Here is a 15,621-nt window from a genome sequence, read left to right as displayed (position 1 = left end):
ATACAGAACGAACAATCTTATGCTTTGGCGTAGATGTCCTTCTCTCCTAACCAGCGATCGATAATGGCGGTCGCGTGGCTTGGATAATGGTCGTGTAAGTAGCGAGCAATGCGCTGTACTTCAGGAATTAAACGTTGGTCACGGACTAAATCCGCAATTTTGAAATCCGCGAGGCCGGTCTGTTTGGTACCAAGCAGCTCACCCGGACCGCGAATTTCTAAGTCTCGTTGGGCAATCACAAAACCGTCATTGCTCTCACGCAGTACACCCAAGCGTTTTTGCGCGGTTTTCGATAGTGGTGCATGGTAAAGCAATACGCAATGACTGGCGACAGAGCCTCGCCCTACGCGGCCGCGTAATTGGTGCAACTGTGCTAAGCCCAAACGCTCAGGGTTTTCGATGATCATCAAGCTCGCATTCGGCACGTCAACGCCAACCTCAATCACCGTTGTGGCAACCAGCAAGTGCAGTTCATTGTTTTTAAAGGCTTGCATCACCGCTTGTTTTTCGCTCGGCTTCATTCGGCCATGCACCAAACCGATTTTGACATCGGGCAGAGTGCGTTGTAGTTCTTGCGCTGTGTCGGCGGCGGCTTGCGCTTCTAGCACCTCAGACTCATCAATCAAAGTACAGACCCAATAAGCCTGTTTTCCTTCACTCAAACAGGCATGACGTACGCGCTCGACGATATCATCACGCTTTGTATCTGGGATTGCGACAGTTTGAATGGGCGTTCGTCCCGGTGGCAGTTCATCAATAACGGAGGTTTCTAAATCAGCGTAAGCAGTCATCGCTAAAGTTCGTGGGATCGGCGTTGCGGTCATGATCAACTGGTGCGGATACGCGCCTTGCTTCGCTCCTTTCTCACGCAGTTCTAAACGCTGGTGGACGCCAAAGCGGTGTTGTTCATCAATGATGACGAGCGCAAGGTGATGAAATTCAACTTGTTCTTGAAAAAGAGCGTGAGTACCCACTATCATTTTTGCCTCACCGCTGGCAATGCGAGCCAGTTCTGTTTCTTTCGCTTTGCCTTTTAATTTTCCCGCCAGCCAGCCGACTTGGATGCCCATTGCTTCAAACCAGTTGGCAAAATTAATTGCGTGCTGCTCGGCCAGCAATTCCGTCGGTGCCATTAATGCTACTTGATAGCCATGTTCGATAGCATGTGCGGCGGCTAATGCTGCGACCAAGGTTTTCCCTGAGCCCACATCACCTTGTACTAAACGCATCATGGGGTGAGCTTGTGCCAGATCGGCTTCGATCTCTGTCACAACACGTGTTTGTGCTTTAGTGGGAGAGAAAGGCAGTTGTGCAAGCAGTTGTTGTTTGAGTTTGCCAGACCCAGCCAGTGGCAATGCGATGTCTTGCTGGCCTTGATGGCGTACAGCCAACATGGAGAGGTTTTGTGCCAACAGCTCTTCCATAATTAAGCGAACCTGCGCCGGGTGTTTCCCTTCATCAAACAGTTGCAGGTTAATGCCCGGCGGCGGCCGGTGAATGATGTGCAGCGCTTCAGAGAGCGTAATTTGGTGATCATACAACCCGGCAGGTAGCAATTCTTGTACGGCGGCTTTGTCGAGTAAACTTAATGCCTGATCAGTGAGTGTGCGTAGCGTGAGTTGGCGCAGGCCATCGGTTGTTGGGTAAACGGGTGTTAAGTTAGCTTCGACATCTGGCTGTTGCTGAGGAGCATAAAATTTATAATCAGGATGAACAATTTCAAGGCCGAATCCACCACGTTTAATTTCACCGTAAGCGTGCACTAACTTACCTTCAGAAAAATTGTTTTTCATCCCAGCCGTAAAGTTAAAAAAACGCAGCGTAATGGTGCCGTTACCATCGCTTATTTTTACTGTGAGCATTTTGCGTTTGCCAAAAACCGTATCCACCGCCATGACTTTACCTTGCACAGCGGCCCAAAGCCCGGGATGCAATTTAGCGATAGGGTAGATCCGTGTTCGGTCTTCATAACGTAAAGGGAGATGGAACAGCAGATCTTGCACACTGATTAAGCCAACCTTTTCCAGTTTTTCAGCCACTTTAGCGCCCACGCCAGAGAGTGAGGTGAGAGGAATCGCGGACAGTAGCTGTGACATAACAGGGCTCATTAACAGTATCGTTATGTATTATTCAACCATCGAACTGTTTTTTTGTACAGCATAAAATCATGTAATGGTCGATAAGCGGCAGGCCATCGGCTAATTTGAATAGTGACGCCTAAAATGCAAGATGGGGGTAGGGTGTCAGAAAATAAAAAACCCCATGAGTGGTTAGCCGCAAGGGGTTTTATTTATTTGGATAGTTTAATTTTTCCGGCGTCGCACTTTCAGTGCATGAGGCATCACACGAATTTTTTTCATGATGTTTGCTAAGTGAATGCGATCTTTGGTGGTCAGCAGCACAGTGACAGTATACAAACGTCCATCACGCTCCTCGGTGGAGAGGCCATGAATGTTGGAACCTGTTTTCGAGATTACATTCGTCAGTTCCGCTAACGCACCTTGGTGGTTTTGCATGTCCACTTTCAGTTCGGTGATGAACTCTTGGTCGTAATCTTTAGACCACTCAACCGCCATGTAACGATCCGGCTCTTTTTGGTAGCCACGAACATTAGGGCAGGTTTCACGATGCACCACTAAACCACGACCCGGAGATACATGCGCAATGATGTGATCGTCTGGGATGGGGTGGCAGCAGTTAGCAAACGTGAGCAAAATACCTTCAGCGCCGCGGATCGGCAGTTTCTTTTTCGGTTTGCCATCATTGCTTTCCACTTCGGTCAGCTCATCAGCATCGCCAAGCAGACGACGCGCAATGACAATACTCATCAGTTCGCCTAAACCAATCGCGGCCAGCAGATCATCGACCGTGGCCATTTTAAGCTCACCAATCACATGCTTAATGTTCTCGTCACTGATGTCACTGAGTGAAAGATCACCCAGCGCGTGATTGAGCAAACGTCTACCAAGTGTGATCGATTCCTCACGGCGCATGGTTTTAAGTACTTGACGTATCTTAGTACGAGCGCGAGACGTGACCACATAGTTGAGCCAAGCGGCATTAGGACGAGCCCCAGGTGCGCTGATGATTTCAATCGTTTGGCCGTTTTTCAGTGATTTACTTAACGGATAAGGGTTTCGATCAACACGAGCTCCAACACAGGTATTACCGACATCGGTGTGTACCGCGTAGGCAAAATCAACCGCAGTTGCCCCGACAGGCAGCTCAACGATGCGGCCTTTGGGGGTGAAGACGTAGATTTCATCAGGGAAAAGATCCGACTTAACGTTCTCAATAAACTCAAACGAGTTGCCAGCGCTTTGTTGTAGCTCAAGTAGGCTTTGCATCCAGCGCTGTGCTTTAATTTGCGCGGTGGTGCCAGTGCGTTCGCCATTACCTTTGTAAGACCAATGAGCAGCAACACCTTTGTCGGCCATCTGTTCCATGTCTTCAGTGCGGATCTGCACTTCAACTGGGACGCCGTGTGGGCCGACCATCGAGGTATGCAAAGATTGGTAGCCGTTCGCTTTGGGCACGGCGATGTAATCTTTCATGCGCCCCGGGCGAGGTTTGTACAAGCTATGAACTTGGCCTAATGCACGATAACAAGTATCTGCAGTGTCGACCACGACTCGAAAAGCGTAGATGTCCATAATGGTATGAAAGCGCTGCTCTTTGGTTTTCATCTTGTTATAGATGGAGAACAGGTTCTTTTCACGGCCGACCACGCGTGCTTTCAAACCGAAATCTTGCAAGCGGCCTTCAATTTCACTGTGGATGCGTTGGATCATCTCTTTGCGGTTACCGCGAGCGGATCTTACCACTTCTTTCAATACGCGATAACGATTTGGGTACAATGCTTCAAAGCCAAGCTCTTCTAGCTCAGTCTTGATGTTATGAATCCCTAAGCGGTGAGCAAGAGGCGCGTAAATCTCTAACGTTTCACGGGCAATACGACGCTTTTTATCCGGGCGCAATGCGCCAAGGGTACGCATATTGTGTGTGCGGTCAGCAAGTTTGATGAGAATAACGCGAATGTCTTGCACCATTGCCAGCACCATCTTACGAAAGTTCTCGGCTTGAGCTTCTTTACGATCACGAAATTTCAACTTGTCGAGTTTAGAAACCCCGTCTACCAATTCCGCCACGGCGTGACCAAATTGCGCTTCAAGATCGTCTTTAGTGACATCGCAATCTTCGATGACATCATGTAATAACGCTGCTTGTAGCGTTTCCAAATCAAGGCGCATATCAGCCAAAATTCGAGAAACCGCAACAGGGTGAATGATGTAAGGTTCGCCGCTAGAACGGGTTTGCCCTTCATGGGCTTCACGTGCGACCACATAAGATTGACGCAGAGCCTCAATTTGAGGCTCTGTTAGGTATTCTTGGACAACGTCTTTAAGGCTATCAAATAGATACAAATTATAGGCCCGGAAGGTTGTTGAATTTGAATGGCAGAATTAACGGTTGTGAGCGATGCTGCTTACGGCGGCCAATTCTGCGGCTTCTTGCTCTTTCTGCTCTTGGCGCTCACGAGCATCAAGCACATCTTTCGTGATAAGACCTTCTTCGATTTCGCGCAGAGCGATAACGGTTGGCTTATCGTTCTCTTCTGGCACCAATGAATCTTTACCGCCAGTTTGCATTTGACGAGCGCGGCGAGCCGCAATCAGAACTAGGTCGAAACGATTGCCCACTTTTTCAACAGCGTCTTGAACAGTTACGCGTGCCATGAGAACTCCAAATAGTTAACTAAAAATTTTTAAATGACGAGAAAGTATACAGTCTAATCTTTGTTTATACTAGCGATAGACTTTGCCTTGTTTGAGCGGGTGATTATTCCGCCAGTAGCGCGTTGAGCATGCTGTTATATTTAGCAGCTTGCTTGTCTTGCTTCAATCGTTCAGCACGTAAAATAGCTCTGAAATCCATTAATGCCACATCGAAATCATCATTTATGATGACATAGTCGTATTCGGTGTAATGCGAGATTTCAGCTTGAGCTTCATTCATACGTTTAGCAATGACGGCTTCACTGTCTTGACCACGAGCATTCAAGCGGCGTTCCAATTCTTCTTTTGAAGGAGGAAGGATAAACACACTTTTTGCATCCGGCATTTTGTCGCGTATTTGACGCGCGCCTTGCCAGTCAATATCAAGAAAAACGTCAATGCCTTTGTTGAGGTTATTTTCAATCCATACCTTAGAGGTGCCGTAGTAGTTGCCAAATACTTCAGCATGTTCGAGAAATTCACCTTTAGTAATCAACTCTTCAAACAGCTCTTTTTGTACAAAATGGTAATGAACACCATCTTGTTCGCCCGGACGCATGCCGCGTGTGGTATGTGAAACAGAGACTTTCATCGCATAGGTTGGGTTGGTTTCCAACATCGCAGAGATCAAGCTTGATTTGCCTGCACCACTGGGTGCAGAGACGATATAAAGAGTACCTTTGCCCATCTGTTCTGTTCCACGTTAGGTTAGGATTGAATGCTGATATTTGCGTCTATCAGCATGTTAAAAGATAGCACTGACCCAGAGAGTTTCATCCTAGAAAATGAAAATAAGGCCAGAAAAAATGGAGGCGAAGAGTAGCACGTTCCCATGGATGTCTACAACAAAAAGGTCGGCCTTTAGCTGTGAAAGGGGAATTTTAAAACGGTGATATTTTCTTCAATGGGTAAACGTTTGCTCTTATTTCAAGGCTTGTCGAGGGGGTTTATTGCTGTATAATCGCCCGCCGCTGAGCTCGTGATTTGAATATGATCGCGTGGTAAGCCTATAAATTAATGCAAGACTAATTCTTCGATTTGGGTTCCCTCGCCCCCAAAACAAACTAAAAAGGTACACAATGAGTTACTTTACCCTTGCGCAGCAGCGCAAAGCTTTGGCACTTTTAGTGCTATTTCATTTGATCATTATCGCATCAAGCAATTATCTGGTTCAGTTGCCCTTTACTGTATTCGGTTTACATACCACTTGGGGCGCATTTACTTTCCCATTCATTTTTCTGGCAACGGATCTCACTGTACGCATTTTTGGTGCAGCGTTGGCTCGTAAAATCATTTTCTTAGTGATGTTACCGGCTTTGATTGTTTCTTATGCACTCTCGGTGCTATTTTTTGAAGGTCAATTCCAAGGGCTTGCTCAGCTTCATGAGTTTAATCTGTTTGTTGCGCGTATTGCGATTGCCAGTTTTATGGCGTATTTGCTAGGGCAAATTATGGATGTGCATGTGTTTAATCGTCTGCGCCAGATGAAGCAATGGTGGGTTGCGCCAACATGTTCTACGTTATTTGGTAATGCATTAGACACGGTCGCTTTTTTTGCGATTGCTTTCTATCAAAGCCCCGATCCATTCATGGCTGAACATTGGACCGAAATTGCCTTGGTCGATTATGGTTTTAAACTGGTGATCAGTTTAGGCCTGTTTGTGCCGATGTACGGTGTGCTGCTCAATTACTTGATCCGGAAGCTGACAGCGGTCAACCCTGATTTTCGAACCGTTAGGATCAATGCTCAGTAGTTGAAATGTTCAGTAGTGGAGTAGCAAGCTATTATACTAGGAAGATAGAAAATCAAAGCCCGAGCAAGTGCTGCTCGGGCTTTTTTATGTGTCTGCATCTTATAACTATGATGGGTCGATAATGAGTGGCCAACCAATGTCGCTTTGACGGTTTGCTTCAATATCCAGCTCGGCGGTGGTGAGAGGATTGGCCGCTAACCATTTGGCGGATAACCGAAGAGTCAGTTGGTCACCTTGAGCTTGCAGTGTAAATTTAGGCTGTAGTGCCTCGTTACGACGATGGCTGAGCAATACGGCAAGGCGCAGTAAACGTAACACCCGTTTGGCGCTGTTGCCCGACAGAGCGTACTGCTCTGGCAATGAAGAGAGCTGCTCGCGATAACGACGAGCAATTTCGCCTAGAAAGTGTTTCTGTGCACGGGTATAGCCGGGTAAGTCGAGGTTTTGTAACAGGTAGGCGCTGTGTTCACCGCCTTTTTTTAAATCAATCGCTAACCCTATTTCATGCAATTGTGCAGCGGTAGTGAGCAGCATTTCAGCTTGCGGTTCCGCAATCCAATCTTCCCCCCCACACTGTTTGAGCAGCGATTGGGCAAGTTGAGCCACTTGCTTGGCGTAGTCAACATCAATTTGATATCGCACCTGAACGCTATTGATGGTACGCGTTCGAATGTCATCTTGGCGCAGCTCTTCGACCATTTCATACACTAAGCCTTCACGCAATGCGCCGCCAGCTAAAGTCATCGATTCAATCTCGAGCAGTTCAAAGATGGCAATTAAAATCGAGAGGCCACTTGGGAAAACTAACGCTCGCTCTAAAGTTAAGCCTTCAATATCAAGCTCTTCCAAGTGATCGGCGAGCATCGCTTGTTTTTGCAAGCGTTTTAGTTTGGTATGAGTGATCACCTCATCCATCCCTTGCGCTAGCATAATTTCTTGCAACGCTTGTACTGTGCCACTGGCACCCACGCACACATCCCAACCTAACTGTGAGTATTGTTCAAGGATAGGCGCTAACGTCTGTTTTGCCGCATCGATCGCTCGATTAAAGTTAGCCGCGTTAAGTTGTCTGTCTTTAAAATGGCGCTCAAGCCAAGTGACGCAGCCCATTTTTAAACTGGTTAACGCTTTGGCATCGAACCCTTCACCAATGATGAGTTCAGTACTGGCCCCACCAATATCGACAACCAAGCGTCGTCCTAAGCCACCTGAAGTGTGCGCCACTCCTTTATAGATAGTAGCCGCCTCTTCTTCACCGGAAATAACCTGAATGGGGTGGCCGAGTATTTGGTTGGCTTGAGTTAAAAACAGTTCAACGTTGGTGGCTGTACGCAGTGTGGCAGTGCCAACAATACGGATATTGCTGGCGGGTACATCTTGCAGTCGTTCCGCAAATAAACTGAGGCAGTCCCATCCTCGCTGCATCGCTTCTTGGCTAAGAGCGTTGTTATCATCTAACCCGGCGGCCAAGCGTACTTTGCGCTTTATTTTGGCCATCGTTTGTACACTGCCATCAATATGACGCACGATGAGCATATGAAAACTGTTCGACCCAAGGTCGATGGCAGCGTAGAGCGGCGAGGAGACGGCTTTACTCATAAATGGATTACGAACCCTTATTACTTTGATGCGGTTGACGTGGGCGACGACTTTGTGGCTTACGGTTGCCAGTACGAGGGCCATTGTTATTAGTGCGGCGCTGCTGAGGATTACGAGAACGCAGACGAATTGGCGGTGGTAAGTCTTCAATCAACGCCGATGCATCGTAATCAGAAACAGGAACTGCGTGCCCGGTGTACTCTTCAATCGCGGTTAGGTTAATGGCGTACTCTTCACAGGCAAAACTAATCGAGTGACCACTCTCTCCTGCGCGACCTGTACGACCAATGCGGTGCACGTAGTCTTCACAGTCATCAGGTAAGTCGTAGTTGAATACGTGTGTGACTTGAGGAATGTGTAAGCCTCGCGCTGCCACGTCGGTTGCAACAAGAATGTCGACATCACCGGTAGTAAATTGCTCAAGGATCTTTTCACGTTTCTTCTGCGGTACATCACCCGTTAGCAGGCCGACACGGTGCCCATCTGCAGCTAAATGACCCCAAATAGAGTCGCAGCGGTGTTTTGTGTTGGCAAAAATGATGGCGCGATCTGGCCAGTCTTGTTCTATCAGTGTCTGTAATAGCGCCATCTTATGTTCGTTAGACGGGTAGAACAGCTCTTCTTGGATGCGATGGCCAGTTTTTTGTTCTGGTTCAACAACCACGTGCTCAGGGTTATGCATGTGCTCGAACGCCAACTCTTGAACGCGATAAGAAAGCGTGGCTGAAAACAGCATGTTCAGGCGCTCTTTAGGTTCTGGCATACGGCGAAACAGAAAACGAATGTCCTTGATAAAACCAAGGTCAAACATGCGATCAGCTTCATCTAGCACAACTGCTTGAATATTATTCAAGTTAAACACGTGTTGTTTGTAGAAATCGATGATACGTCCTGTTGTACCGATCAATATGTCGACACCATCTTGCAGTTTAGACAACTGCTTATCGTAGCTTTCACCACCGTAAGCCAGCGCGGCTTTGATGCCAGTACTGGCAATCAGAGGTTCGGCGTCGTTATAAATTTGAATCGCTAACTCACGAGTCGGAGCCATAATAATGGCACGCGGCTGCGTCGGTTTTCGCCCTTCATGTTCAGGGGTTGTTAGTAAGTGGTTAAAAGTAGCAGCGAGAAACGCAAGCGTTTTACCAGTCCCTGTTTGGGCCTGGCCTGCAATGTCTTGGCCGGTGAGCAGTACCGGCAACGCCAAGGCTTGGATCGGGGTACAGTAATCGAACCCTTTTTTTTCCAATCCTTCAACAACTTGAGGATGTAATCCCAAATCGGCGAACTTTTGCTCTGTGATATGTGTCTTTTTCATCGCCATAGAATATCAGCTTAAGCTTGCAATACGAAAGTAAATACATTCCAATAGAGCATCTATTTACTGGTTAGCTTATAATCAGTGCAGAAAAACATATTGGAGTGGAAGATGAGCGATAAGATTTTGCAGCTTACAGATGATGGTTTTGAGAACGATGTAATCAAAGCTGCAGGCCCTGTTCTTGTTGATTTTTGGGCAGAATGGTGTGGTCCTTGTAAGATGATTGCGCCAATTTTGGATGAAATCGCTAGCGAGTACGAAGGCAAACTGACTATCGGTAAATTAAATATCGACCACAACGCAGGTACTCCACCTAAGTTTGGTATTCGTGGCATCCCAACCTTGCTGCTGTTCAAAAATGGCAACGTCGCTGCAACGAAAGTTGGTGCGTTATCAAAAACTCAATTGAAAGAGTTTTTGGACGCAAACCTATAACAGGTATCGCAAAGCCGTACATTTTCTGATGCACGGCTTTGTTTTTTTGAAAAGAAACAAACTCTAGACTAGGCTATTATTTAGTGCTAGTTTATCGCACGTTAATTAGACAAGTGTTCACTTCTTGGTCGATCCTGAGACCAAAATCCATCTTAACTAGAAAATAGATCCTATTTTGACTAAACAAGTATCCACCACAATGAATCTAACAGAATTGAAGAACAGACCTGTGTCTGATCTTGTGAAACTTGGTGAGAGCCTAGGCCTCGAAAACCTAGCGCGTCTAAGAAAACAAGACATCATCTTCTCCATCCTAAAAGCGCACGCAAAAAGTGGTGAAGATATATTTGGTGATGGGGTCTTGGAAATTCTTCAAGACGGTTTTGGTTTCTTACGTAGCGCCGACTGTTCATATTTAGCTGGCCCTGATGATATCTACGTATCACCAAGCCAAATTCGCCGTTTCAACTTACGCACCGGTGACTCAGTATCCGGCAAAATTCGCCCACCAAAAGAAGGCGAACGTTATTTCGCATTGTTAAAAGTTAACACCGTTAACCACGACAAACCGGATAATGCACGTAACAAGATTTTATTTGAGAACTTAACTCCACTGCATGCCAATGAACGTATGATCATGGAGCGTGGTAATGGCTCGACAGAAGACATTACGGCACGAGTTCTAGACCTTGCCTCTCCGATTGGTAAAGGCCAGCGTGGTTTGATTGTTGCTCCGCCAAAAGCGGGCAAAACCATGTTGCTACAAAATATCGCGCAAAGTATTGCTAACAACCATCCTGATTGCGTGTTGATGGTGCTACTGATTGACGAACGTCCTGAAGAAGTAACGGAAATGCAACGCCTTGTGAAAGGTGAAGTGGTTGCTTCTACGTTTGATGAGCCAGCTTCACGCCACGTACAAGTGGCAGAAATGGTGATCGAAAAAGCAAAACGTTTGGTTGAGCATAAGAAAGATGTCGTTATCCTGCTTGATTCCATCACACGTTTAGCTCGCGCCTACAACACTGTGATCCCGTCATCTGGCAAAGTGTTGACTGGTGGTGTGGATGCCAACGCATTGCAACGTCCTAAGCGCTTTTTTGGTGCGGCTCGTAATGTAGAAGAAGGCGGTAGTTTAACGATTATTGCGACGGCACTGGTTGATACTGGCTCTAAAATGGATGAAGTTATCTACGAAGAGTTTAAAGGTACAGGTAACATGGAATTGCACCTTAACCGTAAAATTGCGGAAAAACGTGTCTTCCCTGCTATCGACTTCAACCGCAGCGGTACTCGTCGTGAAGAGTTGCTTACTAAACCTGATGAGTTACAAAAAATGTGGATTCTGCGTAAGATCGTTCACCCAATGAGTGAAAGTGACGCAATGGAATTCTTAATTGATAAGCTCGCGATGACGAAAACTAATGATGAGTTTTTTGATGCGATGCGCCGTCAATAATAGACGCTAAGTTTAGTATGACCAACGCCACCGTTTATCGGTGGCGTTTTTGTTTGCATTTGACCCATTAACCTTCCACAATAGGCCAAATGTTACAAGGAGGTTAAAATGCAACAAGGAATGTTGTCGTCGCTTCTCCTCTCGCTATTTTTATTTTGTGCGTGGCCAAGTGCTGCCTCTATAGAAATAACGTCTGATACAGCTCAGAAATGGCTTCAGGAAGAACAAATTCGCCATAAAAGTGCAGAGCTATTGCAGTACGCGGTACATGATGAATTTGATTCTTTGCGTTTTTCATTACAACGTTTAGCGCTATTACCGCAAGAAGCTGCACGTTTTCTGTTGCTGCAAAAAATCGAGCAGTTGGATCTTGCGCTAACGCCGAATATGGTGATCTTCATTGAAGAACAGCAAGCGCTTGCACCCACTTACCAAGTTGTTGAAAAAGAACAAGGCTATGAATTCTCAACTCCAGCTTTTGACTCTTCTGCGATAGCCAGCCGTTTATTAAAGCGTTGGCGGCAGGAACAAACCATTCTCGATTTCTTGGTGAAGGCGGAGCGCCAAGAGCTAGTACTGAAAACATGGTTGTCAGGGACTCAGTATCAAGTAAAAATTCGCGAAACGTTACTGATCCGCGAGTTAGATACACTATCCCCAAGTGCTTTAGCTGTGCTCACTGAGCAACTGACATCAGAGCCAGTGACCGGGTGGTTGCCTTCCACACAAGTGATGGTTCGATTAGCTCAAGTTAGTGAAGATCCTAAAATCTATAAACTCCTGTGGCTGATGCGGGTCGATTTCTCCATTCAGCAGGAACTCACACGATTAGCCGGCGTAAGCGATGAATTTGCGATAAAACAGATCATGGCCGCCAGTGAAAATCCAAGTTTAAAAGTACAAGCGATTAAGGCATTAGTTCGCATCAGCCCCATGCGTCCTGATATCCGCGACTTTCTGATAGCCAAAATGTCAATCAATGAAGAGGTCAATTTAGTGGCCACTGCTTTGGTCGAGCAAGGACACAGCCGCTGGCTAAAGGATTTACTGGTGAGTAATTCTCAGGTGAAAAGTCGTGGTATTTTGCAAGCCCTCTCTCAATAACCCTATGAAATTTGGGGATCGTTAATGGGTTGTTTTTGTTATACTGCCTGCAGTTTAATCAGCGATGTAGTAGGCCTATGAGCTTTAAGGATTTACGTGAATTTGTTGACCATCTGGAAAAAACAGGCCAACTAAAACGCATTACTTGCCCGATTGATCCTCATTATGAAATGACGGAAATTAGCGACCGCACTTTGCGTGCCGCAGGTCCTGCTTTGCTATTTGAAAACCCGATCGGTTATACGGTTCCCGTGCTCACTAACTTGTTTGGCACCGCAAAACGCGTCGCGATCGGCATGGGGCGTAAAGAGGTCCAAGAGTTAAGGGAAGTCGGCAAATTACTGGCTTATCTCAAAGAGCCCGAGCCACCACAGGGCTTCAAAGATGCTATCGATAAATTGCCTTTATTTAAGCAAGTGCTCAACATGCCAACCAAACGACTACGCAAGGCTCCTTGCCAGGAGATTGTTTGGCAGGGCAACGATGTTGACTTAGACAAAATCCCAGTGATGAGTTGTTGGGCCGATGATGTTGCTCCTCTTCTGACTTGGGGGCTGACGATCACTAAAGGGCCAAACAAGAAGCGACAAAATCTCGGGATTTATCGCCAACAGAAACTCAGTAAAAACAAAGTCATCATGCGTTGGCTGGCGCATCGTGGTGGTGCTCTAGATTTAAGAGATTGGATGGACACTCACCCCGGAGAGAATTTCCCAGTTTCAGTGGCTTTTGGTGCTGATCCTGCAACCATTCTAGGCGCGGTGACACCAGTGCCAGATACGCTTTCTGAATATGCTTTTGCTGGATTGCTACGAGGCAGTAAAACAGAAGTGGTTAAATCGCTCAGTAATGATCTAGATGTGCCTGCTAGTGCGGAAATTGTGCTGGAAGGCTACATAGATCCAAACGAATATGCTGACGAAGGGCCTTATGGTGATCACACGGGTTACTATAATGAAGTTGAAAAGCATCGTGTCTTTACGGTTACGCATATCACAATGCGCAGCAATCCTATCTACCATAGCACTTATACCGGACGCCCACCTGATGAACCAGCTGTGCTTGGTGTTGCGTTAAATGAAGTGTTTGTACCTATACTCCAAAAACAGTTCCCTGAAATCGTCGATTTCTATTTGCCGCCGGAAGGTTGTTCTTATCGAATGGCGGTGGTGACGATGAAAAAGCAATACCCTGGTCATGCAAAGCGAGTCATGATGGGAGTTTGGTCGTTCCTTCGCCAGTTTATGTACACTAAATATGTGGTGGTGTGCGATGAATCAGTCGATGCTCGTGATTGGAATTCAGTTATCAATGCAATGACAACACATATGGACCCAGTCCGAGACACTTTATTCATCGAACATACACCGATTGATTCACTTGATTTTGCCTCTCCAGTGGTGGGGCTAGGCTCCAAAATGGGCTTAGATGCTACCATTAAATGGGATGTTGAGAGTGACGGTACAAGACAACAGTCATCCCCATCAACGGCTCCTCAGATCAAAGCTGAGCATTTGGATCAGCTTAGAGCTCAGCATTCTGAGATTGTTGATATCTATTTAGTGCCATTTTCTAATGATGGTTTCTTGATGGTATCCATGAACAAAGCGTTCGCTGGTCAATCTCAAGAGTTGTTAAAAAAGATATGGGCATTTTTAGAGACATTTTCAAACCTGAAGTTTGTTGTGCTCTGTGATGATGATGTGAATATCCGAGATTGGAATGATGTGATTTGGGCGATAACCACGCGCATGGATCCGTCTCGAGATACTGATCGTATAGAAACTAATGAAGGGCAATGTTCCAAGCTCCTACTGGATGCAACCAACAAACTCTCTGGTGAAGTTCAGCGAGAGTGGGGGACGCCAATCCAAAAAGATCACGAGGTCGTCACCAAAATAGACTCGCTCTGGGATGAGCTAGGTATTTTATGACTTATACGGTGATCTTGCTGCCGAAAGGCGATACTTTTGAAGTGCAAGACGGTACAACGGTGTTGGAAGCTGCGCTCAACAAGAACATCTCTTTTCCACACCGTTGTCAAATAGGTGCATGCGCTATGTGTATGTGCAGAAAATTAGAAGGTGTAGTGGAATATAACTTAGAACCGATGTTGACTGACGAAGAGCAGCGACAAGGTTGGATATTCCCTTGCCAAGCCTTTGCAACAAGTAACTTAGTACTTACTTTTGCAGAGTAAGTCAGAGGAAAAACATGACCACCCAATGTAAAGTAAAGTCAATTGAGCCATTAGCCTCTAATACTTATAAAATCATCCTCCAACCTGAAAGCGTTCTTGCATTTAAAGCTGGGCAATATCTCATGGTAGAAATGGGTGAGAAAGATAAACGTCCATTTTCTATCGCAAGCAGCCCTTGCCGTTCTGGTGAACTAGAGTTGCACATTGGTGCCGCCGAGCACAATGCTTATGCACAGGAAGTGGTTGAGAAAATGAGAACGGCATTAAGCAACAAGGGTTTAGTCAATATAGATGCACCTCACGGTGATGCGTGGGTAAAAGAAAATGAGCGCCCTCTACTACTCATTGCTGGAGGAACAGGCTTTAGCTATGTACGCTCGATTTTAGATCACTGTATTAGCCAAAAGAAAAGTAACGCTATCTATTTGTACTGGGGAGCAAAAGACGTTTACCAACTCTATGCAAAAACAGAACTGAGTGAGATTGCTCAGCAATTTGAGAACATCCACTTTGTACCTGTTGTTGAAACGGCTGATGAAAGTTGGAATGGTAAGGTTGGCAATGTACTCCAAGCGATCAATGATGATTTCGAGTCGTTAGAAGCGTACGACATTTATATTGCAGGTCGTTTTGATATGGCTGGAGCAGCAAGAGAACAGTTTACCCAATACAAAAATGCAAAAAGCGATCACATGTTTGCTGATGCCTACGCTTTTATTTAAGATCGAGAGAGATTAAAGCCTATCAAAAGAGAGCGAAATGCTCTCTTTTGACGCTTTGTGGCTGCTATTTAAACAAAATAGATGTTTTTCTTATTTTTTATTAAAAACCGCTTGCACTCATCTTCGTTCTCCCTATAATGCCGCCTCACTGACACGGCACAGCTAGTAAGGGTTCAAGCCTAATTAGGCAGCCAATCAGTAGGTCAAATCGGTAAGACGAAATAATGTAAAAAAGTGTTTGACACTTTTCAT

At 46.0% G+C, this 15,621-nt stretch carries 13 protein-coding genes; 7 read left to right on the top strand and 6 right to left on the bottom strand.

Annotated elements, in window-relative coordinates; all coding sequences use genetic code 11:
• Nucleotides 1-17 precede the first annotated feature (17 nt).
• From recG to gmk, 4 genes are all read right to left on the bottom strand, one after another.
• Complete coding sequence (gene recG / locus DD616_RS04310) at nt 18-2,096, bottom strand: ATP-dependent DNA helicase RecG (protein ID WP_208871993.1); 2,079 nt, start codon at nt 2,094-2,096, stop codon at nt 18-20.
• 207 nt (nt 2,097-2,303) lie between these two features.
• Nucleotides 2,304-4,424, bottom strand: a complete 2,121-nt coding sequence (spoT, locus tag DD616_RS04305) for a bifunctional GTP diphosphokinase/guanosine-3',5'-bis pyrophosphate 3'-pyrophosphohydrolase (protein ID WP_017045712.1) — start codon at nt 4,422-4,424, stop codon at nt 2,304-2,306.
• Nucleotides 4,425-4,463: 39 nt separating this feature from the next.
• Complete coding sequence (gene rpoZ, locus DD616_RS04300) at nt 4,464-4,736, bottom strand: DNA-directed RNA polymerase subunit omega (RefSeq protein ID WP_013855406.1); 273 nt, start codon at nt 4,734-4,736, stop codon at nt 4,464-4,466.
• Between the two features lie 103 nt (nt 4,737-4,839).
• Nucleotides 4,840-5,463 carry a guanylate kinase gene (gmk, locus tag DD616_RS04295; protein WP_017044367.1) on the bottom strand — a complete coding sequence of 208 codons (624 nt, stop codon included), beginning with the start codon at nt 5,461-5,463 and terminating at the stop codon, nt 4,840-4,842.
• A gap of 391 nt (nt 5,464-5,854) precedes the next feature.
• On the opposite strand from gmk, the gene DD616_RS04290 reads away from it, so the two are divergent.
• On the top strand, nt 5,855-6,529 hold the full coding sequence (locus DD616_RS04290) for a 7-cyano-7-deazaguanine/7-aminomethyl-7-deazaguanine transporter (RefSeq protein ID WP_208871992.1): 675 nt from the start codon (nt 5,855-5,857) through the stop codon (nt 6,527-6,529).
• A gap of 105 nt (nt 6,530-6,634) precedes the next feature.
• On the opposite strand, the gene gppA is transcribed toward DD616_RS04290, so the two are convergent.
• Together gppA and rhlB are read right to left on the bottom strand one after the other, a co-directional pair.
• Nucleotides 6,635-8,128 (bottom strand): guanosine-5'-triphosphate,3'-diphosphate diphosphatase, encoded by a 1,494-nt coding sequence (gene gppA / locus DD616_RS04285; protein WP_019281051.1) that lies wholly within the window; start codon nt 8,126-8,128, stop codon nt 6,635-6,637.
• A 7-nt stretch (nt 8,129-8,135) separates the two neighbouring features.
• The gene (gene rhlB, locus DD616_RS04280) at nt 8,136-9,446 is read right to left on the bottom strand and encodes an ATP-dependent RNA helicase RhlB (RefSeq protein WP_026027733.1); all 1,311 of its coding nucleotides are present in this window, start codon (nt 9,444-9,446) and stop codon (nt 8,136-8,138) included.
• 111 nt (nt 9,447-9,557) lie between these two features.
• Here rhlB and trxA point away from each other — a divergent pair, with 111 nt between their 5' ends.
• The 6 genes from trxA to fre all read left to right on the top strand — a co-directional run bounded on the left by trxA (nt 9,558) and on the right by fre (nt 15,369).
• Nucleotides 9,558-9,884, top strand: coding sequence for a thioredoxin TrxA (gene trxA / locus DD616_RS04275; protein ID WP_010319293.1), 327 nt, complete (start codon nt 9,558-9,560; stop codon nt 9,882-9,884).
• Between the two features lie 199 nt (nt 9,885-10,083).
• Nucleotides 10,084-11,343, top strand: coding sequence for a transcription termination factor Rho (rho, locus tag DD616_RS04270; RefSeq protein WP_010319292.1), 1,260 nt, complete (start codon nt 10,084-10,086; stop codon nt 11,341-11,343).
• Between the two features lie 108 nt (nt 11,344-11,451).
• Nucleotides 11,452-12,447 (top strand): hypothetical protein, encoded by a 996-nt coding sequence (locus DD616_RS04265; RefSeq protein WP_208871991.1) that lies wholly within the window; start codon nt 11,452-11,454, stop codon nt 12,445-12,447.
• Between the two features lie 77 nt (nt 12,448-12,524).
• Nucleotides 12,525-14,381, top strand: coding sequence for a 4-hydroxy-3-polyprenylbenzoate decarboxylase (gene ubiD, locus DD616_RS04260; protein ID WP_208871990.1), 1,857 nt, complete (start codon nt 12,525-12,527; stop codon nt 14,379-14,381).
• Nucleotides 14,378-14,647, top strand: a complete 270-nt coding sequence (locus DD616_RS04255) for a 2Fe-2S iron-sulfur cluster-binding protein (RefSeq protein ID WP_013855397.1) — start codon at nt 14,378-14,380, stop codon at nt 14,645-14,647. The genes ubiD and DD616_RS04255 overlap by 4 nt, the downstream gene beginning before the upstream one ends.
• A gap of 14 nt (nt 14,648-14,661) precedes the next feature.
• Nucleotides 14,662-15,369, top strand: coding sequence for an NAD(P)H-flavin reductase (gene fre / locus DD616_RS04250; RefSeq protein WP_088731505.1), 708 nt, complete (start codon nt 14,662-14,664; stop codon nt 15,367-15,369).
• Nucleotides 15,370-15,621: the final 252 nt, after the last annotated feature.

Origin of the sequence: Vibrio anguillarum (assembly GCF_003390515.1) — a bacterium.
GTDB lineage: Bacteria > Pseudomonadota > Gammaproteobacteria > Enterobacterales > Vibrionaceae > Vibrio > Vibrio anguillarum.
The sequence above is the reverse complement of the archived record's forward strand: the minus strand, read 5'-3'. Positions and strand labels throughout refer to the sequence as shown.